Annotated in this window: 23 protein-coding genes; 16 read left to right on the top strand and 7 right to left on the bottom strand. The window is 31.4% G+C overall.

The features are described 5' to 3' along the window. Positions 1–54: 54 nt before the first annotated feature. The 15 genes from ABXT55_RS05415 (at position 55) to ABXT55_RS05345 (ending at position 13,179) form a co-directional block, all read left to right on the top strand. Positions 55–948: a branched-chain amino acid ABC transporter permease gene (locus ABXT55_RS05415; protein ID WP_415284299.1), complete on the top strand. Its 894-nt coding sequence runs from the start codon at positions 55–57 to the stop codon at positions 946–948. Beyond that, on the top strand, positions 948–2,000 hold the full coding sequence (locus ABXT55_RS05410) for a branched-chain amino acid ABC transporter permease (protein WP_415284298.1): 1,053 nt from the start codon (positions 948–950) through the stop codon (positions 1,998–2,000). The genes ABXT55_RS05415 and ABXT55_RS05410 overlap by 1 nt, the downstream gene beginning before the upstream one ends. Then, positions 2,000–2,740, top strand: a complete 741-nt coding sequence (locus ABXT55_RS05405) for an ABC transporter ATP-binding protein (protein ID WP_415284297.1) — start codon at positions 2,000–2,002, stop codon at positions 2,738–2,740. The genes ABXT55_RS05410 and ABXT55_RS05405 overlap by 1 nt, the downstream gene beginning before the upstream one ends. Continuing rightward, complete coding sequence (locus ABXT55_RS05400; protein WP_415284296.1) at positions 2,740–3,525, top strand: ABC transporter ATP-binding protein; 786 nt, start codon at positions 2,740–2,742, stop codon at positions 3,523–3,525. The genes ABXT55_RS05405 and ABXT55_RS05400 overlap by 1 nt, the downstream gene beginning before the upstream one ends. Continuing rightward, positions 3,525–4,229, top strand: coding sequence for an AzlC family ABC transporter permease (locus ABXT55_RS05395; protein WP_415284295.1), 705 nt, complete (start codon positions 3,525–3,527; stop codon positions 4,227–4,229). The genes ABXT55_RS05400 and ABXT55_RS05395 overlap by 1 nt, the downstream gene beginning before the upstream one ends. Next, positions 4,219–4,542, top strand: a complete 324-nt coding sequence (locus tag ABXT55_RS05390; protein ID WP_415284294.1) for an AzlD domain-containing protein — start codon at positions 4,219–4,221, stop codon at positions 4,540–4,542. The genes ABXT55_RS05395 and ABXT55_RS05390 overlap by 11 nt, the downstream gene beginning before the upstream one ends. Further along, positions 4,542–5,459 carry a glutarate dioxygenase GlaH gene (gene glaH / locus ABXT55_RS05385; protein ID WP_415284293.1) on the top strand — a complete coding sequence of 306 codons (918 nt, stop codon included), beginning with the start codon at positions 4,542–4,544 and terminating at the stop codon, positions 5,457–5,459. The genes ABXT55_RS05390 and glaH overlap by 1 nt, the downstream gene beginning before the upstream one ends. Positions 5,460–5,773: 314 nt before the next feature. Next, positions 5,774–6,421 carry a hypothetical protein gene (locus tag ABXT55_RS05380; protein WP_415284292.1) on the top strand — a complete coding sequence of 216 codons (648 nt, stop codon included), beginning with the start codon at positions 5,774–5,776 and terminating at the stop codon, positions 6,419–6,421. 101 nt (positions 6,422–6,522) lie between these two features. Then, entirely contained in the window at positions 6,523–7,290 is a 768-nt protein-coding gene (locus ABXT55_RS05375; protein WP_415284291.1) for a pyrroline-5-carboxylate reductase, read from the top strand. Positions 7,291–7,296: 6 nt separating this feature from the next. Beyond that, positions 7,297–8,091: an ABC transporter ATP-binding protein gene (locus ABXT55_RS05370; protein ID WP_415284290.1), complete on the top strand. Its 795-nt coding sequence runs from the start codon at positions 7,297–7,299 to the stop codon at positions 8,089–8,091. Further along, positions 8,091–8,798 carry an ABC transporter ATP-binding protein gene (locus tag ABXT55_RS05365; RefSeq protein ID WP_415284289.1) on the top strand — a complete coding sequence of 236 codons (708 nt, stop codon included), beginning with the start codon at positions 8,091–8,093 and terminating at the stop codon, positions 8,796–8,798. Before ABXT55_RS05370 ends, ABXT55_RS05365 begins: the two co-directional genes overlap by 1 nt. A gap of 1 nt (position 8,799) precedes the next feature. Further along, positions 8,800–9,810 carry a branched-chain amino acid ABC transporter permease gene (locus tag ABXT55_RS05360; protein ID WP_415284288.1) on the top strand — a complete coding sequence of 337 codons (1,011 nt, stop codon included), beginning with the start codon at positions 8,800–8,802 and terminating at the stop codon, positions 9,808–9,810. 35 nt (positions 9,811–9,845) lie between these two features. Continuing rightward, positions 9,846–11,177, top strand: coding sequence for a branched-chain amino acid ABC transporter permease (locus ABXT55_RS05355; protein ID WP_415285455.1), 1,332 nt, complete (start codon positions 9,846–9,848; stop codon positions 11,175–11,177). 75 nt (positions 11,178–11,252) lie between these two features. Continuing rightward, positions 11,253–12,416, top strand: coding sequence for an MFS transporter (locus ABXT55_RS05350; RefSeq protein WP_415284287.1), 1,164 nt, complete (start codon positions 11,253–11,255; stop codon positions 12,414–12,416). Position 12,417: 1 nt separating this feature from the next. Next, a complete protein-coding gene (locus tag ABXT55_RS05345; RefSeq protein ID WP_415284285.1) occupies positions 12,418–13,179 on the top strand; it encodes a sulfite exporter TauE/SafE family protein in 762 nt (253 codons plus the stop codon). A gap of 56 nt (positions 13,180–13,235) precedes the next feature. On the opposite strand, the gene ABXT55_RS05340 is transcribed toward ABXT55_RS05345, so the two are convergent. The 6 genes from ABXT55_RS05340 to ABXT55_RS05315 form a co-directional block, all read right to left on the bottom strand. Then, on the bottom strand, positions 13,236–14,420 hold the full coding sequence (locus ABXT55_RS05340; RefSeq protein WP_415284284.1) for an ABC transporter substrate-binding protein: 1,185 nt from the start codon (positions 14,418–14,420) through the stop codon (positions 13,236–13,238). A gap of 75 nt (positions 14,421–14,495) precedes the next feature. Continuing rightward, complete coding sequence (locus ABXT55_RS05335) at positions 14,496–15,353, bottom strand: DMT family transporter (RefSeq protein WP_415284283.1); 858 nt, start codon at positions 15,351–15,353, stop codon at positions 14,496–14,498. A gap of 4 nt (positions 15,354–15,357) precedes the next feature. After that, a complete protein-coding gene (locus ABXT55_RS05330) occupies positions 15,358–16,839 on the bottom strand; it encodes an aldehyde dehydrogenase (protein ID WP_415284282.1) in 1,482 nt (493 codons plus the stop codon). Then, on the bottom strand, positions 16,840–17,622 hold the full coding sequence (locus ABXT55_RS05325; protein WP_415284281.1) for an alpha/beta fold hydrolase: 783 nt from the start codon (positions 17,620–17,622) through the stop codon (positions 16,840–16,842). Between the two features lie 4 nt (positions 17,623–17,626). After that, positions 17,627–18,214 carry an amino acid synthesis family protein gene (locus ABXT55_RS05320; protein ID WP_415284280.1) on the bottom strand — a complete coding sequence of 196 codons (588 nt, stop codon included), beginning with the start codon at positions 18,212–18,214 and terminating at the stop codon, positions 17,627–17,629. Next, positions 18,214–19,380, bottom strand: coding sequence for an LLM class flavin-dependent oxidoreductase (locus ABXT55_RS05315; RefSeq protein ID WP_415284279.1), 1,167 nt, complete (start codon positions 19,378–19,380; stop codon positions 18,214–18,216). The genes ABXT55_RS05320 and ABXT55_RS05315 overlap by 1 nt, the downstream gene beginning before the upstream one ends. Positions 19,381–19,549: 169 nt before the next feature. Here ABXT55_RS05315 and ABXT55_RS05310 point away from each other — a divergent pair, with 169 nt between their 5' ends. Further along, positions 19,550–20,296, top strand: a complete 747-nt coding sequence (locus tag ABXT55_RS05310; protein ID WP_415284278.1) for a racemase — start codon at positions 19,550–19,552, stop codon at positions 20,294–20,296. Here the strand turns inward: ABXT55_RS05310 and ABXT55_RS05305 are convergent. Continuing rightward, entirely contained in the window at positions 20,293–20,907 is a 615-nt protein-coding gene (locus tag ABXT55_RS05305) for a YjbE family putative metal transport protein (RefSeq protein WP_415284277.1), read from the bottom strand. The two genes, ABXT55_RS05310 and ABXT55_RS05305, sit on opposite strands and share 4 nt — an antisense overlap. Positions 20,908–20,962 lie beyond the last annotated feature (55 nt).

Below are 20,962 nucleotides of genomic sequence, written 5' to 3'. Positions count from 1 at the left end.
TCAAAATGCTCCCTAGTAATAGGGGGCATTTTTTTATAAACATCTAAAGAATTTATGGACTTTACTATTTTTCAATATCCAATTCTAACATTACAAGCATCACTGGATGGAATTCTTATAGGAATTTTATTTGCTTTGATTGCTTATGGTATGGCATTGCAGTGGGGAGTGATGAATATAATAAACATTGCCCAAGGAGAATTAGTAATCATGGGTGGATATATTGCATACTTTATGTATCTATCAGGAATTCATCCAGCCTTTGGAATAATTGTTTCACCAATAATTATGTATTTTGTGGGTTGGGGGATGTACAAACTAATTATTAATAAAGTAGTAGATAAAGATTTATTTACTTCAATACTTGCAACTTTTGGAATTAGTATTTTAGCTCAACAGTTAATGAATTTTGCATTTGGCGCGGACGTGGTTGTTGCAAATGCAGAACTAGGCACATTGATGCTTTTTGACAATACTTTGGTGCTTGCTAATTCAAAAATATTTTCGGGAGCAGTTTGTGTAGTATCTGCAATCATTCTTGTCATCTACATGAAGAAATCAAAATTAGGCAGAGCAATTAGAGCAACAGCTCAAAATGCAAGAGCAGCAAAGATTTTGGGTGTTGATACTGAGAAAGTTTATGCAGCAACTTTTGGAATTAACGCAGCATTATGTGGAATAGCAGGTGCATGTATTGCAATTACATACACATTACATCCATATACAGGGTTACCTTATACAGTTAGATCTTTCATGATTGTAATCATTGCAGGACTTGGAAATTTACCAGCTGTTGCAATATCTGGTATGGGTCTTGGTATATTTGAAGAATGGGCAGATTATTTGCTTGGAACAGAATTTAGAATTGCGGCGGTATTTTCATTACTAGTCATTATTCTAGTCTATAGAAGGTTTAAATTAGCTCGAAAAAGAGAGTATTTAAAATAGTGAATAAAAATACTTTATTATATGCTGGTTTAATAATCTTTGGCTTAGCTGGAGCATTCATATTTCCAGCTTATAAACTTCAGCTTTCATTTCTTTATATATTAATTGTTTTAGCTATGACTTGGGATGTCCAAGGTGGACAGATGGGTTATAACACATTTGGTAATATATTATTTTTTGGTGTTGGTATGTATGTTGCTTCAAGCACACAAATAGCAATGTTCTTTTCACTTGCAGAATGGACAGATGCAGGAGGTGAAAAAACTTTTATTCATACTATCCCTCAATTTTTTCAAGGTTTTGGTGTTGGTATATTATTAGCAGGAATTATTCCGACAATAATTGCAGGAGTAATTGGTTATGGGATTTTAGGTTTAAGAGGACACTACTTTGCAATTTGCACACTAGCTTTAGGAATTGCTGCAGGTGAACTTGCAGGTGGAATTGAGATTATTGGTGCAGGTCAAGGTATGACAGTTCCAGTTTGGCCAAAAGGTTTTGGATCTAATGCATCATCTTCCCAGTTTTTATATTATTTGTGTCTTACTCTTGCAGTTGTAACTTTTATTACTTTGAAGTGGGCATATAGCACAAGGTTTGGATTAGTTTTAAATGCAATAAGAGACAATGAAGATAAAGCTGAAGCAATGGGGATTCACACCATGAGATATAAAATCATAGGTTGGATGGTATCAGCCTTCTTTGTTGGAATTGCTGGAGGATTAATGGGTCATATTAATGGTTACATTGAACCAACGGAGATTGCATTTGCTGGACCAACTTTTGGTGTGTTCATGGTTTTAATGGCAATCCTTGGTGGTAAAGGAACTTTGTGGGGACCACTTGTTGGTGCAACTATATTTCACTTATTTAAAGAAGGTTTTTGGACTTACTTCTTGGGCTGGCAATATGTTGCTCTTGGAGTTTTAATTATTGTTATAGTTGTTTATTTTCCTGAAGGAGTGATGGGATGGTTAAGAGAAAAGTATCCTGAAAGATTTGGTGAAGTTGTAGATGAAGCTGACTTAAAAGCACAGGTGGAACTAAAGTAATGGCTATATTAGACGTATCAAATGTAAGTAAATCTTTTGGTGGTGTTAAAGCTAATGTTGATATTTCAATGTCAGTTGAGCAAGGTTCAATTGTTGGATTAATTGGTCCGAATGGATCTGGTAAAACAACTTTATTTAATTCTATTGTAGGAACTTATCCAATTGATAATGGTTCAATCAAATTTGATGGCACAGAGGTTTCAGAACTGCCAGTTCCTGTTGTTGCAAAGCTTGGATTACTTAGAACTTTTCAACAAACTAGAATTTATGGAAAATTAAACTGTATTCAAAATATGTTAATCAGTAACAAACCTGAGAATGATGGAATATTGACAGTATTTCAAAAGATACCTTCGGATATAACAGATAAAGCTGAGACATTATTGAAATTTGTAGGACTTCATCAAAAAAGAAAACTCAGAGCCGGTGATCTTTCATTTGGGCAGCAAAAATTGCTAGAACTTGCTATGGCACTAATGAATGAACCTAAAATGCTTTTATTAGATGAACCAACAGCTGGAATAAACCCTACTTTAATTAATGGAATTATCGATCGTTTAATTAGTGTTAACAAGGACTATGGAATTACCTTGCTAGTTATAGAGCATAATATGAAAGTAATAATGAATTTAGCACAAAGAGTTTTCTGTTTAGCGCATGGTCAGATGTTAGCAAATGGAACTCCGGATGAAATTAAAAATGATAAGCGTGTGCTAGACGCTTATCTAGGGGCACAATAATGTCAAATCAATATGATGTATTAGGTAAAGCACCAGGGCCAGAAGATTTACAAAAATTATCTCCAGATAATATTCACTTAACTATAAAAAAATTATCAGCTGGTTATGGTAAAATGGAAATACTTCATGATTTTAATTTAAATGTAAGTAAGGCTCAGTCACTATGTTTGATTGGACCAAATGGTGCAGGAAAATCTACAATACTTCATTCTATTTATGGATTTACTAATATTTTTTCAGGACAAATAGAAATTGATGGAAAAGAAATTACCAACTTAACTCCAGCTCAAAAACTTACATCATGTGGAATTGCTTATATACTTCAAGATAATTCAGTTTTTCCAGATATGACTGTTGAAGAAAATTTATTGATGGGTGGTTATGCTAAAGAAAATACTGACGAATCCTATCAAGAAGCAGAAAGAATTTTTGAAAAATATGAAAGATTAAGAAACAGAAGAAATCAACCTGCTAAAGTTTTATCAGGTGGAGAAAGAAGACTATTAGAAATCTCTAGAGCATTAGTTATGAAGCCATCAGTATTACTTGTAGATGAACCATCTATTGGATTAGAGCCAAGATATATTGATATGGTCTTTGAAATTTTAAGGGATCTTCAACAAACAGAAAAGAAAACAATTATTTTAGTAGAACAAAATGCTAAAAAGGGATTAGAGTTTGCAGATATAGGTTACGTTTTAGTATCTGGACAAACTGCTATTGCTGGCAAAGGGGACGATTTATTAAAAAATCCTGATGTTGGTAGATTATTCCTTGGTGGTTAATGATTAATAAAGAATTTTTCTTTAAAGGTTTTAAATCAATTCTAGCGCTAGACAGCCCAGCCCTTGCACTTGGTTGTTGTTTTATCGCTATTGGAGCACTCCTTAAAAATTTAGGCTTTAATATTCAGGAAAGTATTTTTTCAACAATGCTTACTTATGCTTTGCCTGGTTCGTTAGTTATGGCAGAATCGTTATTAGTAGGAGCATCATTGTTAAACATTTTTTTAGCAGTTTGGTTTGTGAATGCTCGACTTTATCCAATGGCAGTTTCTTTATTCCCATTGATGATGCACAAAAGTCAACCTAAGTGGAAATATTATTTTTCATGTCACTTCATAGCAGTGTCTGCGTGGTTAATTATGAAGAGCAATTATAAAAGTATTGAAAAAAAAAACCGAATAGATTTTTGGATTGGTATTGGCTGCGCAACTTGGACTACAGCAGTAATAGGTACTTTTGTTGGTTTTTATGCTTCAGATTACTTGGATAAAAATATGATGATGGGTTTAGCAATTTTAAACCCAATCTACTTTTTATGTATGATGGTTGGTGCCATGAAGACTATTCAAATTACAGCTGCAGTAATTTTGGGCTTAGTATTAGGACCAATTTTTTATTTTCTATCTCCAGAGTGGTCAATTTTATTAGGTGGGCTTGTTGGTGGAACAATTGCTTATTTTATAGGAGAGCTAAATGTCAACTAGTGTATTTCTTGCAATCTTAGTCACGTCCCTTGCAACTTTCTCTTCAAGATTTTTAGGTGTCATTTCATCAAAAGGAATAAAAGAAAATTCAAAACTATTTAGATGGTTCAATTGCTTAGCTTATTCAACATTAGCAGCATTGATAGCTAGGACAATTATTTTTCCGGTAGGTGTTTTATTTGATGCTAGTTATTTAAGTAGAATTGTAGTGGTTTTATTTTGCTTATTTATATTTTTTATTTCAAAAAGAAATTTTGTTTATCCAACTGTGATTTCTGCTATTATGATGGCGCTAATAGGTAATTATCTTTAATGAAAAATATCTCTGGAATATCAATAACCAAATATCAAGATTCAAAAAGAATAATTGATATTAGAATTGAAGATGAAATTGTAGATAAATTAATATTTCCATTCAATAAATTTGATATTACCGCTTTAGAGTACAAACCATTTACTAGATTTACTATTGCTAAAAGTTTAGACGATTTAACATCTAATAAATTAAGTAAATTACTTAACTTAATAGTGAGAGATAGAGACACAGGTTGTTTTATAATTAGACCAAAAAATATAACTCCAAAAATTAATGATACTTTTTTAGTTAAGCTATCAACAGCAATTGCTTATTTAATTGGCAATCCAAATCACGATGCGATGGCTGGAAAATATTATGCAAGATTTTTCGTAAAGCACGAAGATAAAAGTGACTCGTATTTAAGAAAAGCTTACACAAATATGGATCTTCATACAGATGGGACATATGTCAAAGAGATCACAGATTGGCTTCTTATGACTAAAATTGAAGAACAAAATGTTCAGGGGGGAGAAACAGCAATGCTTCATCTTGATGACTGGGAACATTGTGAGGATTTATTTAATGATCCAGTTGGAAGAAAAAATTTTATTTGGGGCTCACCCAAAAGTAAAAACATAGAATATAAAGTTGAACATCCAGTTTTCACAACAGATGATAAGGGTACGCCAAATATTTCATATATTGACCAATTCCCTGAGCCAAAAAATATGGATCAAGGAATTTTCTTACAAAAATTATCAGATGGTTTAGAGGAGAGTAAGAATAAAGTAATTACTAAATTAGCACCTGGATCAATCATTGTGGCTAATAATTATTTTTGGTTACATGGAAGAAAACCTTTCAAAGAAAATAAAGATTTAAGTAGAGAGCTATTAAGAATTAGAGGCTCTTTTTTTACTAAATATTTTTAAAAAAAAGCTTTCTAAAGAATATGCAATCATATTCAAAAGTTATTCTTAGCAATATCAAGAAAGTCTTTGGAGAATCGGTTATTAATTAGATAATTAAGAGATTTAAAGACAAATTTCTTCTATTAATACAAATTATCTGATTTAAATTTACATATATAAAAGCTAAATATTATCTTTATATACCAACATTTTTTTGTTGTATTTTTATCACAATCTTGAAATATTTAAAATTTTAAATCAAAAATCTCCACGTTAGACAAATTTATGCTATCAAGGAGCTGTTAAATTTAACAATTAATATATTGAGGATAATTATGAAAAGAATACTTTTAATTACTGTTGCTGTACTTTTTTCTTTTGCCCAAGTTAATGCTGATAATATGTCTGAAGGTTTCAGACTTGGTATTTCAGTTTCTAATACAGAGGTAAACGGAAGTGGTTCTGAAACATTAAGAACAACTAAGAAACAGTCAGCTGTTGCATCGACTTCAGAGACTACTACAATAGGTCATGTTTTTGCTGAAAGAACATTTTCTAACGGTTTTACTTTAGGTGTAGATTACGTACCGGGTGAAGCAGATGTAGGAACAAAAACTAGAGCTGATGATGACTTTGACACATCTGGTGGAAACAAAGCCTCAGCTGTTGTAAGTCAACATTTAACTTTTTATGGTTTAATGCCTATGGGTTCATCACCTTTTTACATAAAAGCTGGAATTATATCTATGGATGTTGAAACAAAAGAAAAGTTAAATACAGGATCTACATACGGTAACACTTCAGTAAATGGTGTTACAGCAGGTATTGGTGCTCACTTTGAGAGAGACAATGGTATTTACTTAAGAACTGAATACAGTATGTCAGAATATGAAGATATTAGACTTACTTCAACTGGAAGCAACATTGTTGAAGCTGATATCGACACAACAGCAGCGAAAATATCAATTGGAAAATCATTCTAATTAATAAATTCCATTAATTTTTAAAAAACCCCCGAAAGGGGGTTTTTTTTTGCTTTCAATTTTACATCAAAGAAATAATCTAGATTATATTATTCATAGTTATGATTTTAGGATTTATAGGAACAGGTAAAATTGCATCATCAGTAATAACTGGTATTTGTAAATCTAAGATACCATTTAAAAAAATCATTGTTTCTCCAAGAAATAAAAAAATTTCTAAATACCTAAAAAATAGATTTAATAAAATAGTTATTGCAAAAAATAATCAACAAATAACCGATCAAAGTGATTGGATATTTTTATCTGTAACTCCAAATGTAGGTGAAAAAATTATTAAATCATTAAAATTCAAGTCTAAACATATTATAGTGAGTTTTATTTCTAGTATAAATTTATCACAATTAAAAAAAGCAATAAAAGTAAAGGCAACAATAGTAAGAGCAATACCCCTACCACCAATATCTCTAAAAAAAGGACCCATACCCATTTGCCCTCCAAACAAAAAGGTCAAAAAATTCTTTGATAAGATTGGTACAACCGTTGAAATTAAAAATGAAAAATTATCCATTAATTTTTGGTCTATATCTGGAATGATGGCTCCATTTTATGAGCTACTAAGAGTGATGACTGACTGGTTAATTAAAAGAGGAGTTAAGCGAAATGATGCACAAAAATATATAACTTCATTGTTTTTGGCTTTATCTGAAGATGCGATTGTAAACTCTAAAAAAGATTTAAAATATTTAGTAAAAGAATCTCAAACACTCAAAGGGTTAAATGAACAAGGTGTTAAAGAGTTAACAAAAGCTGGGTTTTATAAATCTTTAGGGATAACTCTCAACAATATTCATAAAAGACTAAATAAATAAAATTCCATGGATCAAGAACAGAATATATTAAAAATTGAATACCTATCTAAATATTTTGGAGGGTTAGCTGCAGTTTCAGATTGTTCTTTAAAAATTAAAGAAGGATCTATTACAGGAATTATAGGACCTAATGGTTCTGGTAAAACTACTTTATTTAATTTAATTGCTGGAAATCTAAAAGCATCAAGTGGAAAAGTTTTATTTTATGATGAAGACGTAACAGATGTTCCTTCTTATGAGTTATTTTCAAAAGGTATCTTAAGAACTTTTCAAATAGCACATGAGTTTACTAATCTTTCAGTCCTTGAAAATTTGATGATGGTTCCAGCAAACCAATCAGGTGAAAAATTAATGACAGCTTTACTAAAACCGAGTCTGGTTAGAACTGAAGAACTTGCAGTAAAACAAAAAGCTCAAGACGTAGTTAATTTTTTAAATCTGACACATTTATCAAATGAATTAGCTGGAAATTTATCAGGGGGCCAAAAGAAATTATTAGAACTTGGAAGAACTATGATGGTTGATGCAAAATTAGTATTACTTGATGAAGTAGGGGCTGGTGTTAATAGAACACTACTTAAGGATCTAGGTACTGCAATTCTTAAGTTAAATAAGGAAGAAGGTTATACATTCTGTATGATTGAGCATGATATGGAATTTATAAGTAGATTATGTAACCCTGTTATTGTTATGGCAGAAGGGTCAGTTTTATTTGAGGGTACCGCTGAAGAAGCCAAGAAAGATGAAAAAGTCATAGAAAGCTATTTAGGTAGAGGGTCAAAATTAAAGGATGAAAACTAATGGCTTTTTTTGAAGGTTTAAAAATGACAGGTGGTTATGGTAATGGACCTGATATCATCAATTCTTGTTCTGTTGATGTGAACAGAGGAGAAATAGTTTCAATTCTTGGACCTAATGGTGCTGGTAAATCAACAGCTATGAAAGCAATGCTAGGTCTCTTAAATTTAAAATCTGGTTCAGTTGTAATCGACGGCAAAGATATTTCAAAACTTTCACCACAAGATAGGGTGAGAGAGGGTATTTCATTTGTACCACAGACAAAAAATGTATTCTCAGGAATGAGTGTTGAAGAAAATTTAGAGATGGGGGCTTACTTAAGAGATGATGATTATCAAAATATTATAGAAGAAATTTATGAACTGTTTCCAATACTTAGAGAAAAAAGAAATCAATTAGTTGGAGAATTATCTGGAGGTCAAAGACAGCAAGTAGCTCTTGGAAGGGCATTAATGATAAAACCATCTGTGTTAATGTTAGATGAGCCAACTGCTGGAGTTTCTCCCATTGTAATGGATGAATTATTTGATCATATAATTAAAGTTAAAAGAACTAATGTTGCAATTTTAATGGTCGAGCAAAATGCTAAACAAGCTCTTAATATTTCCGATCGAGGATATGTGTTAGTTACAGGTGAAAATAAATATTCAGGAACAGGAAAAGAATTATTAAACGACCCAAGAGTAAGAAGCTCTTTTTTAGGTGGATAGCATGGAATTTTTAAATGCAATTATATTATTATTAAATTATATTTTTATGCCAGCACTTACGTATGGCTCACAACTAGCATTGGGTGCAATATTTGTAACTTTAATTTATGGAATTTTAAGGTTTGCTAATTTTGCAACTGGAGACATGATGGCTTTTGGTACAATGGTCACTATATTATTCACTTGGTATTTTCAATCACTTGGAATTTCCTTAGGAGTGTTACCAACAGCATTACTTGCTATCCCTTTTGCAATTGTTTTGACAATTGGTTACATGCTCTTGGTTGATAAATTTGTTTTTAGATATTATAGAGTAAGTAAAAGCCCCCCTGTTCAACTTGCAATGGTTAGTATTGGTGTAATGTTTGTAACACAAGCCGTAGTTAGAATAATAATTGGTCCATCTGACAGAAGATTTTTTGATGGAGAAAAATTTATTATTAAAGCTGGTGAGTTTAAAGAGATGACAGGACTTAATGAGGGTTTAGCAATTAAATCTAGTCAGGTGTTAACTATATTTGTAACAATTGTATTAGTTTCAATCTTATTCTGGTTTTTAAGCAAAACTAAAACAGGAAAAAGCATGCGTGCTTATTCTGATAATGAAGATTTAGCTTTATTGTCTGGGATTGATCCTAAAAGAGTGGTTATGATTACTTGGATTATTGCAGGTATTTTGGCAACAATAGGCGGGGCTTTATACGGATTAGACAAAAGTTTTAAGCCATTTACCTACTTTAATAATATGCTGCCAATTTTTGCTGCCGCAATTGTTGGAGGTATTGGAAACCCGTTTGGAGCATTTTTAGGGGGATATGTCATAGCATTTTCAGAAATATTCTTAACCTATGCTTATAAAAAATTCTTTATGTATATTTTACCAGCAAGCATGGAACCAGAAACGTTAGTTCAGTTATTATCAACAGATTATAAATTTGCTGTCTCATTTTCTATATTGGTGATTGTCTTACTTTATAGACCTAATGGAATATTCAAAGGGAAGGTATTGTGAGAAAGCACTTAAATGTAATTATAGCTTATACAATAATGTTGGGGCTTATTATTTTAGTTGGAATATTTCAATCATGGAATGTAGCTCTATCAATTTTTAACATGTGTTTGATTTCTGCAGTAATGACTATGGGTGCAAATATCCAATGGGGGTATGCAGGTTTAATTAATTTTGGTCTTATGGGATACGCAGCATTAGGTGGATTGGCTGCAGTTTTAATTTCTGTTGAACCTGTACAAGAGGCATGGGTTGCAGGTGGTTTTAGTATTTTAATGTCTTTGTGGTTAATAGTTGTGATGGTCTTTGCAATACGTTTTGTGTTAAAAAATTTTGAAAAATCTAAAATTAGAACTTATGGTATTGCTGCAATTATTATTGCTGGAATTATCATTATAAGAGTTACGTCAGAGACAAGTATTGAGGCTATTGAAAATGTTAACCCTGCAACAACAGGATTTCTTGGAGGATTGGGATTGCCAATTATGTTTTCTTGGATTGTAGGTGCATTTTTTGCAGCAGGTCTAGCATTTATAGTTGGTAAAGTTGCGTTAGGTTTGCGAGCAGACTACTTAGCCATTGCTACATTATTAATATCAGAAATAGTAATAGCCATCATAAAACATGAAGATTGGTTAACAAGAGGTGTTAAAAATGTAATTGGACTGGATCGACCAGTACCTTATGAAATTGAACTCCAAACTAAAGAATGGTTTATAAATTTAGTTGCAAATTTTAATTCTGGAAAATTAAATTTAATCTCAAGTATTACAAATAAACAAGCAGCTCTTAATCAGTTAGTAATTGAGGGATCATCAGTTTTTGTCAAACTTTGTTATTCAGGGTTGTTCTTAATGGTAGTTGTAGCTCTTTTAATAATTACTCAAAAAGCTCTTTACTCTCCATGGGGAAGAATGATGCGTGCGATAAGAGATAATGAAGAAGCTGCAAATGCAATGGGAAAAAATGTTGTCAAACAGCACTTATTAATTTTTATTTTAGGCTCAGCTATAGTTGGAATTGCTGGTGCCATGTTAGTTACTCAAGATGGTTTATTTACACCAGGTAGTTACCAACCCATGAGGTATACTTTTTTGATCTGGGTTATGGTCATTGTTGGTGGAAGTGGAAATAATTTTGGAGCAATTTTAGGTGGTTTTGCGGTATGGTTTTTGTGGATTGAGGCAGCACCAATCTCATTATTCTTAATTAATCTATTTACAGCAGGTTTAGCAGACACACATTCATTAAAAATTCATTTAATTGAAAGTGTTCCATACTTTAGATATTTAATGATGGGTATGGGTCTTTTACTGATCATGAGGTATCGACCTAAGGGTATACTTCCCGAGAAAATCGAAATAAAATAAATTTATTATGAAATATATTATACTCGGAGCTGCAGTAGCATGGGCTATGTACATCGGTGATAAATATTTTTTTTAATGAATAAAAATTTATGGCTACTAATTTTAAGTCAGATTTTTGCTTTTACAGCAGCACCGGTAACAGTTTTTTTAAGTGGAATAATTGGTTCCCAGTTTAGTCCAGTAAAATCTTTAGCAACTCTTCCGATGGCTTTATCAATTGTGGGTGTAGCAATTTTTGCAATCTTTGCAGCAAAGGTTATGAGCATAATTGGCCGAAGAGCAGGTTTTATGTTTGCATCTGTTGGTAGTTCATTATCATCTTTACTTGCTGCTTATTCTATAATTAGTGAAAGTTTTATTTTATTTAATTTTGCATGTTTTCTACTTGGAGCAGGAGTAGCTTTTAGTCATCAATATCGTTTTGCAGCTGTTGAAACTGTAAAAAAAGATATGGCGCCAAAAGCTATTTCAATAATATTACTAGCTGGAATAGGTTCAGCTTTTATAGGGCCTAATGCAGCTAATCTTTCAAAAGAAATTATTTCTGGTTATTTATATGCTGGATCTTATATCGTGCTCGCCACATTAACCCTTACATCAACAATTTTTTTAATGTTTTATAAAGATGGGCACAAACCAAATAATATTAATAAAAAAACTTCACGTAGCTATCTAGAATTAATTTCTCAACCAAGATTTTTACAAGCATTAATTGCCTCAGCTTTTGCTTATGCCGTAATGGCATTTTTAATGACAGCCACACCAATAAGCATGCATGTAATGGAAAAAATAAGCTTAACTAAAACAGGGCTAGTAATCCAACTGCATATTGCAGCAATGTTTTTACCTTCACTGGTTACAGGTAATTTGATTAGAAAATTTGGACATAGTAAAATAATGTATACTGGTGTTTTTTTATTTTTAATAACAGTTTTAACTAGTTTCTTTGATCAAAATTTTACTAATTACTTAATTGCATTAATATTTTTAGGATTTGGTTGGAACTTTTTATTTATATCTGGAACAAGTTTATTAGTTTCATCTTATAGGGAAAACGAAAAATTTAAGGCACAAGGATTTAATGATCTAATAGTTTATTCAATTCAAGCAACTGCAAGTTTATCTGCAGGAGTTTTCTTAACCTTAACAAGTTGGAAAACAATGAATCTAGTTTGTATAATATTTTTAGTTTTAATTATTTTGTCAACATTAAGAGCTGATTTAAAAGAAAGAAAGTAAGATGGATTTACTAGCTTATTTTCAACTCAGCTTAGTCGAAATTTATTTTGTAATATTTACCGTATTTATTGCATCTATTATAAGAGGATTTAATGGCTTTGGCTTTTCAGCAACATGCATCTCAGGTTTTTCTTTTATTCTTCCAGCGATAGAAATAGTTCCAATTATTCTAATACTTGAGGTCATTATTAGTATTTTTATGATTCCATATATATGGAACAAAATAGATTGGAATTTTGTTGTAAAACTATTATTTGGAATAATTATTGGCTCTCCTGTTGGTATTTATCTATTAAAATATTTAACCCCTGACGTCACACATCTATCTGTTTGTGTACTAATCATATTTTTTTCATTCTTATTAATGAGAGGCTATATAAATCAAAAGATTAATAACAATTATGGAAAACTCTTTACAGGAATAATTTCTGGAACATTAAATGGATTAACTACTTTAGGAGGAATGCCAGTTGCACTATTCTTATTGGTTACAAGCATTCAACCTGCGATAATCAGAGGTTCATTAGCAGCACTATTTTTCTTAACAGATATTTATGCTTTTACTCTTAGTTTTTTTGCTGGAATTGTAGATGTCACAACTATTTATAGAACCGTTCCACTGATTATTATTTTACCAATAGGTGTTTATATTGGAGATAAATTTTTTGTTAAAAGTAAAGAAGAGACTTATAGAAAGGTTGTTTTTTATTTTCTTATATTCATCTCGATATTTGGGTTTTTTAGGATTATCAGCAATTTTTAGATAAAAAAAACCCCCAGCAATTTTCACTGCTGAGGGTTTTAAAATTAAGATATTAATTATCTTTGTTTTTTATTTTTGAATTTTCCACCTTTGATTTCTTTTTCTAAAAAAGAACCTTCAGCCTCACCAACGCTAGTAAAAGTAACTCCAGTTGCACCTTCGTAGTCAACCTTTTTACCTTGTGCTAGTAAGTCTAAACCTTTTTTAAGTTCACCTGGATAAATCTTAGTTCCAGGAGCGTTAGCAACATCCATTACATTATTAGCAATAGAGGCTCTATCAGCTGATCCACCTGCTTGCATCGCAAGAACGATTAAAGCTGCTGCATCATAAGATTCACCTGTGTAAGGTCCAGACGAGTCGATACCCGCTACTTTAGCAACCGACGCAAAAGTACCTGCTGTTTTTTTATTCATTGAACCAGGAATTGAACCAAAAGATTTATTTAAATCTTTTCCAAAAGCATCAGTTAACGAGTCACCGATCATACCATCAGATAAAATAAATTTATCAAAAGCACCAGAGTCTAAAGAACCTTGAATGATTCCTTTTCCACCTTGGTCTAGGTAACCAATTACTGCTACTGCATCACCACCTGCTGAAGCTAAAGTTGCCACTTCAGATGAGTAATCAGCTTTTCCATCTTCATGAGCAGATACAATTGTTACTTTAATACCATGAGCTTTTACTGCTGCTGCATAAACATCAGCCAAACCTTTTCCATAGTCATTGTTAGTGTAAGTAATTGCTACACTTTTGATTCTTCTGTCTTTAGTAATATCAGCTAAAATCTGACCACCTCTAGCATCAGATGGTGCTGTTCTAAAAAAAAACCCTTTATCATCTAAAGCTGTAAGTCCTGGTGAAGTGGCTGATGGTGAAATCATTACTACACCATTTGGTACAGCAACATTAGATGCGATAGCACCAGTTACACCTGAACAGTCAGCACCCATAATTGCTGCAACACCTTGTGCAATAACACCTTCTGCTGCTGCCGTTGCTGCTGCTGAATCAACACAAGTTGAATCTGCTCTTACTACTGAAATAGTCTCTCCACTTAATAGCGAACCTGAATCAGAAGCTTCTTTAAATGCAAGCTCTGCAGATGCAGCCATAGCTGGTGTAAGAGACTCAATAGGACCAGTAAATCCTAATATGATTCCCATTTTAACTTCTGCGAATGTATTCGTTGTAAAAGTAGAAACGAATATAAATGCAGCAATAAATAGTTTTTTCATTATTTTCCTCTTTGATTGTTAACAATTTATAAAAATCAAATTAAAGCTTATTTGAAACAATTTTCAATAAATGATTTATCTTATTTTTTGGAGCTGATAGACAGAGATAATTACAATAGTCCCACCAATAGTACTTAGTATTGTTGGAATTTCTCCAAAAAACAAGAAAGTTAAAATTAAACCAAATATTGGAAATAGAGAATAGAAGGGCATAACTTTATTAACTGAATAAAATTTATAGAGGTAAAACAAAGAAGTATGAGCAATAACTGAAACAGTTACCCCGTTATGAAGCAAAAGAAGCCAGGTGTTGATATCAATATCTTTTAAATGATTAATTGTATTTCCTTCAGTAAAAATTGAAAATATTAAGATAGTAATAAATCCTGTAAGTCCCATAATCATATTTGAAAATTTTACATCAACTTCTTTGATGTACCTTGATAACACATTTGCAATCCCGTAAAAAAAAGCAGAAATACCACATAAAAAAAGTGCATAAATTTCTCCTTTTAAATTTGGATCATAACCAATTATAAAAATTCCAAAAAAAGAAATAAATATTAGTATCCACTGTTTTGTACTAACTTTTTCACCAAGAAAAATTGAGCTTACAAGAATAGCAAAGGGTATTGCTAGTTGAGCTCCAATAATAATAGGAGCAACTAAAGTTGCTTTGCCTAATGATAAATTTAAAAAAAATATAACTCCAAAGCCCATAGTTAATGAAAAACCTATTAAAGGAAAAAAATATTTTTTATCTGGTATTTTAAATTTACAAAATGGAATGAGAAAAATAAAAAGTATAAACATTCTTAAGGATCCTGCTAACATGGGTGGTAAGGATGTATTTAAAGCAAGCTTGTTTACTGGATATGAACTTCCAAAAATAAACATAATAAATAAAACTAAAAAATAATGTCGTATAGTCAAAAAATTAACCCATTGTGAATGGATCTGTCATCGGCTTTTCCGAAGAATTATACCATGTTGTCTTTATTCTTGTATATTCTTTGATAGATTCAATTCCAGCTTCTTTACCGTAGCCACTATCTTTAATTCCTCCAAAAGGAGCCATGGGTGAAATTAATCTATATGTATTTACGAATACTATTCCAGCTCTCACTGCCTTTGAAACTCTCATACTTCTCCCAAGGTTTGATGAATAAACCCCAGAAGATAATCCATATTTATTATCATTCATTAATTTAATAGCCTCTTCCTCTGTATCAAACTTCATAACAGATAATACTGGACCAAATAATTCATTTTCAGCAGTAGGTAGGTTATGATTTTTACATTCAATTATTGTAGCTGGAAAATAATAGCCTTTATTAGATACATTTGACCTTTTTCCTCCACATCTAATTTTTCCACCCTGTTCAATGGTAGCTTTAATATTTCTTTCAATATTTTCTAATTGTTTGAAACTATTTAAAGGACCCATTTGAGTATCTTTATCCATCGGGGCGCCTAGTTTTATTTTTTCAGCTTTTGTGACTAACTTATCTAAAAATTCATCATAAATTTTTGATTGAATATAAAGTCTTGATCCAGCAATACAGCTTTGACCACTTGCACCAAAGATGCCAGCAGTAATTCCGTTAAGTGCATTCTCTTGTTCAGCATCATTAAATACTACAACAGGACTTTTTCCACCTAGCTCTAGGCTTACTTGTGATAAATTTTCAGCTGAATTTTTTACAATATGTTTGGCAGTTTCTGGACCACCTGTGAATGCAATTCTCTCCACAAGGTCATGTGTAGTTAGAGCTTTACCACAAGGTTCACCTAAACCAGTGATTATATTAACTACTCCTTTTGGTATTCCTGATTTTTCAACTAATTTTGCAAATTCCAGCAAAGTTACAGGCGCAAGTTCGGATGCTTTTATTACAACGGTATTTCCCATGGCTAATGCGGGGGCAAGTTTAACAGCTGTTAATAACATTTGGGAGTTCCATGGAATGATTGCAGCAACCACGCCAATAGGTATTCGAGTAGTTGTTACTTGCATGTCTGGTTTGTCAATTGGTACGACTGTTCCTTCAACTTTATCAGCAAGACCTGCAAAGTAATCATAGTATTCAGCAATATAATTAGCTTGTGTTTTAGTTTCTCTAAAAATTTTTCCTGTATCAATAGTTTCTATGGTTCCAAGATGTTCAGCATTCTCTCTCAGTAAGCTTCCTAAAGACCTTAAATATTTAGCTCTATCTCTTGAATGTAAATTAGACCAGGAGTTATCAAAAGCTTTTTGTGCAGCCTTAACTGCTTTATCTACATCTTTTGCATCTGCTTCAGGTACAGTTGCCCAAACTTCATTATTCTCTGGGTTTAAAGTTTCAATAGTTTTACCAGACTCAGACTCAACCCATTGACCGTCTATGTACATTTTAAATTTTTGAATTTTTGTCATTTAATTATTAATAAAATTTTTAAGATTTATATTAACATCATCTGCGCACTCTATACTACAAAGATGTTTTCCATTTTTTATCTCAATAAAAATTGAATTTGTTAAATCATCAGATAAGGATTTTGACATTTGAACTGTGGAACCTAAATCATCTGACCCTGTCATGATAAGAGTTTTAGTTTTTATATTTTTAATCATACCAATATCATCTTGGTGATTTGCAAATAGCTTGTAAGCTTTTAAAAAGTTTAGATGATCGTCATCATCTTTTTTTAAAATTTCAATAAATTGATCATAAATTTCTGGATGGTTATCTAAATATTTATCTGTGAACCATCTTTTTAGTGCCTGCTTTGAAATAGGTTTGTTCAGTTTAGCCTGTTCAAATCTTTCTATGACTAAAGCTCTTTGTTCTTCAGTTCTTTTATATGTTGCTCCTATTAATGTAAGGCTTTTTAATTTATCTTGAAATTTTGATGCAAAATCTAATGCAATTAATGATCCTAAAGAGAAACCTACAAGATTAATTTTATCAATTTTTAAAAATTTTAATAAATAGTCTAGTTGGTCTGAAAAATCATTTAATGTGATCTCTTCTTTATTGTAAGGAGTTTTTCCGTGCCCTAATAAATCATAGGTAATTATTGAATGATCACTTAAGGAGTTAACTTGAGAGTCCCACATTTTTTGATCTAGACCAACACCATGAACGAAGACTAATGGCTCAGTTTTATTATCAATGAATGAATAATAATTTTGATTAGGATCAAAATTGTGAGGCATTAATTTATTTAGGATCCAGTCCCATTTCCTTCATATCTTGATATCTATCGCCAGTTCTAGCATGAGCTCTACCACTTGATGCGCCACCTATTGCTATTACTATTTCATCATCAAAAGGGGCATCGTGTATAGTAAATTCATGTGTAAGATAATAAGGCCTTAGGCCAGAATCTGTTTTATGCATCATCGGAATTGACATTTTAGAACCAGCGGGACTTCTTGTGTTCGTGAAACTTAAATAAGATGTTCCACCAACAGCATCTCTAAATTTATTACCAAACCTTAAAGTGTGGATAAATGCAGATGCATGTTCAATTTCACCATTAAGTCCGACAGTTCCAGCCTTACCATAAGCTAAAATTTTTTCAGGAGAGCCCATTTCTTTTATTAGTTCAGAGACTAGAATAGTACCTAATTTGGGAGCTAAATCTAAAATGATTGGTTTTAAGTCTTCAACAAAACCTTTTCCATGCCATGGATTTTTAAATACAGCAGCAACTGAAACTAGTAAAACAGGTTCTTTAGCTTCTTTACCACCTTCAATAAAAGTTTTATCAACAAATTTTGCAAGTTTTCTTAATTCAAGTTTCATTAGCTAGCCTTTTCTATATTTGAATTATCTAAATTAATTTTTGGTATTACTTCATCATTAAACAGTTTTATACTTCTCATGCAAGCATCATGCTCTATACCAGGAAAGTTAGACCATACTTGCAAGTTTTGTAAATTTAATTCAGATTTTAATTCATTTATTTTATTAACCACATATTCAGGTGTTCCAAATAATAAATTTCTTTTATGTAAAAAATCATAATTAAGTAAATCTAATTTATGTTTTGTTTCTGGTAACTCCTCATCTGGATTCATATGATTTCCCAATCCTCTCCAATGACAAACCCATTTCATATAATTAATAATATGTTCACCAGCCATTTTTTCTGCTTCTTCCATGGTTTCTGCTACAAACATATCTCTAACTAAAGATACACCCTCTCCTAATGGTACATCTCTATTTTCTGCTTTAGATTTTGCATCTCTATAAATCTCAAATCTTTTCTTTAAAGCTTTAACAGTAGGTATCCACATTATAGTGTTTAATCCATTTTGTGCTGCCCATTCAATCGATCTCGCTCCATCAACTACTTGCCAAATAGGAGGGTGTGGTTGTTGCATTGGTTTTGGAACAACGCTAATTTTTTTTATTTCACTTGTTTTGGTATCTAAAAATTTATCACTAGGTGGACTCATATCATGTTGCCAAGTAAAACCAGGAGTAGGGTAGGTATAAAACTCACCTTGATGACTAAAAAATTCTTCAGTCCATGCTTTTTTCATCACTGTTAAAGTTTCATCAAATAATCTAAAATTTTTAGCTTGATCTTTTAAGTCAGCCTCTTTGTTCATGTTGATAGCTTCTCTGCCATATATTCCTCTTCCAATACCAACGTCAACTCTCCCACCTGATAGCTGATCCAATAAAGCTATGTCTTCTGCAAGACGTATGGGGTTATGAAAAGTAATTACATTACAGGCTTGACCTATTCTAATTTGTTTTGTTCTAGCGGCAGCATCAACTCCCATCATTAATGGATTTGTACAAGATTCCATACCTTCGTGATTGAAGTGGTGTTCTGTATACCAAATAGAGTCCCAATTGTTTTCATCACAATAAGTAGTGATTTCTTGGGTTTCATTTAATAGTTGATTGTATGGTTTATGATTCCAATTTGTAGTGTTACAAAAATATCCAAATTTCATTCAAACCTCCTTAAATAGTTAAATTTAAAGACGACTGATCCCACTTTCGTATTCTTTAGTACCGTTTAAACCTTAAGTAACGACGAGTTATGTGCGCTTTTTTTTAAAACTGTATTTTAACTAGACTCCTTATTCAATATATATTTAATCCAAATATTACAGGTAATTTATGAAATTAAACAAAATTGAACCAAAATATATCTCTAAATCTAACCCAAGAATTGGCTTAATCGCACTTGGCAGTGATTTTAGAATTGAAAAAGATTTTAATAATATAATTTATGGAAGAGATATTGATCTCTACGTAAATAGAATCCATTGCTATAACCCATTGACCAACAAAACATTAGCCAAAATGGCTGATGATATTACAGAGGTTACTAAAGATATTCTTCCTGACCAAAAAATAGATTGCATTGCTTATGGCTGTACATCAGGAACAGTAGCTGCAGGATATGACACAATAAAAAAAAAAGTTAATTTAGCCAAACCAGAAGCAAAAGTAACAACTCCAATAACTTCAGCAATCAAAGCTTTAAAAGTGCTAGGTATCAATAAGATATCTATTTTTACACCTTACACAAACACAATAAATAATTCTGTGGTTAGTTATTTTAAAAAAGAAAATATTACTATTAATTCTTTAACTTATTTTGATATTGCGTCAGATTTAGACATTGGTAAAGTCGATGAAAATTATCTATTTAAAGTTTTGTCAAAAATAGACCTAGATAATAGTGAAGCGTTATTTGTTTCATGTACTGCTCTACCAGTTTTATCAATTATTGATAAACTTGAAAAAAAATTAAATAAAATTATTTTATCTAGCAATCAAACATTAATTTGGGAAGCTTTAAATTTAATTGAAGACAAAGAACCAGTTGTAGGGTTTGGAAAAATTTTTGAGGTAAGTTAAAAGTATTGTTTAAAAGTTTCATTAATTGACAAAACTCCATAATCATTTAATCCACCAATTATTAGTTGAAGCGCTACTATTAATATAAATCCTAATCCAACATAAGCTATCCATAAATGTTTTTGGATATAATTTGCTAAATATGTAGCTAATGCCCCTGTCAACACAACTGATAAAATAAGTCCAAATATCATATAACCAAAGTAACCTTTTGCAGCTCCAACGACACCAATTACATTATCAAAACTTATGGTAATATCTGCAAATAAAACTTTATAAATACTCTTTACAAAAGAGGGTTCTGTAGATTTTTTTATTGGAGATTTAATCTTATTTTTCATCTCAACTAAATCTTTTCTCAAATCATTGACAATCCAAATTAAAAGAAGTCCACCTAATATTTTTATATAGTAAAATTCAAATAGGTAAGTAGCAAAAAGTGCAAAAATAATCTTAAAAACTAAGGCACCTGCAACACCCCATAAAATTATTTGCTTTCTATTTTTTGGTACAAAGTTAGCAGCAATTAAACCAATAATAATTGCATTATCAGCAGCTAAAATGATATCTATAAAGATGATTTGAGTTAAAATAATGAATTCTTCTATCAAGGTATATTTATAATATTGAAAATCTACAATAATTCAATCTAAAGTGTGATATTTT

The organism is Candidatus Pelagibacter sp. Uisw_130 (assembly GCF_047722505.1).
In the GTDB taxonomy this organism is placed as follows: Bacteria; Pseudomonadota; Alphaproteobacteria; order Pelagibacterales; family Pelagibacteraceae; genus Pelagibacter.
This window is presented reverse-complemented; position numbering and strand designations above follow the sequence as displayed.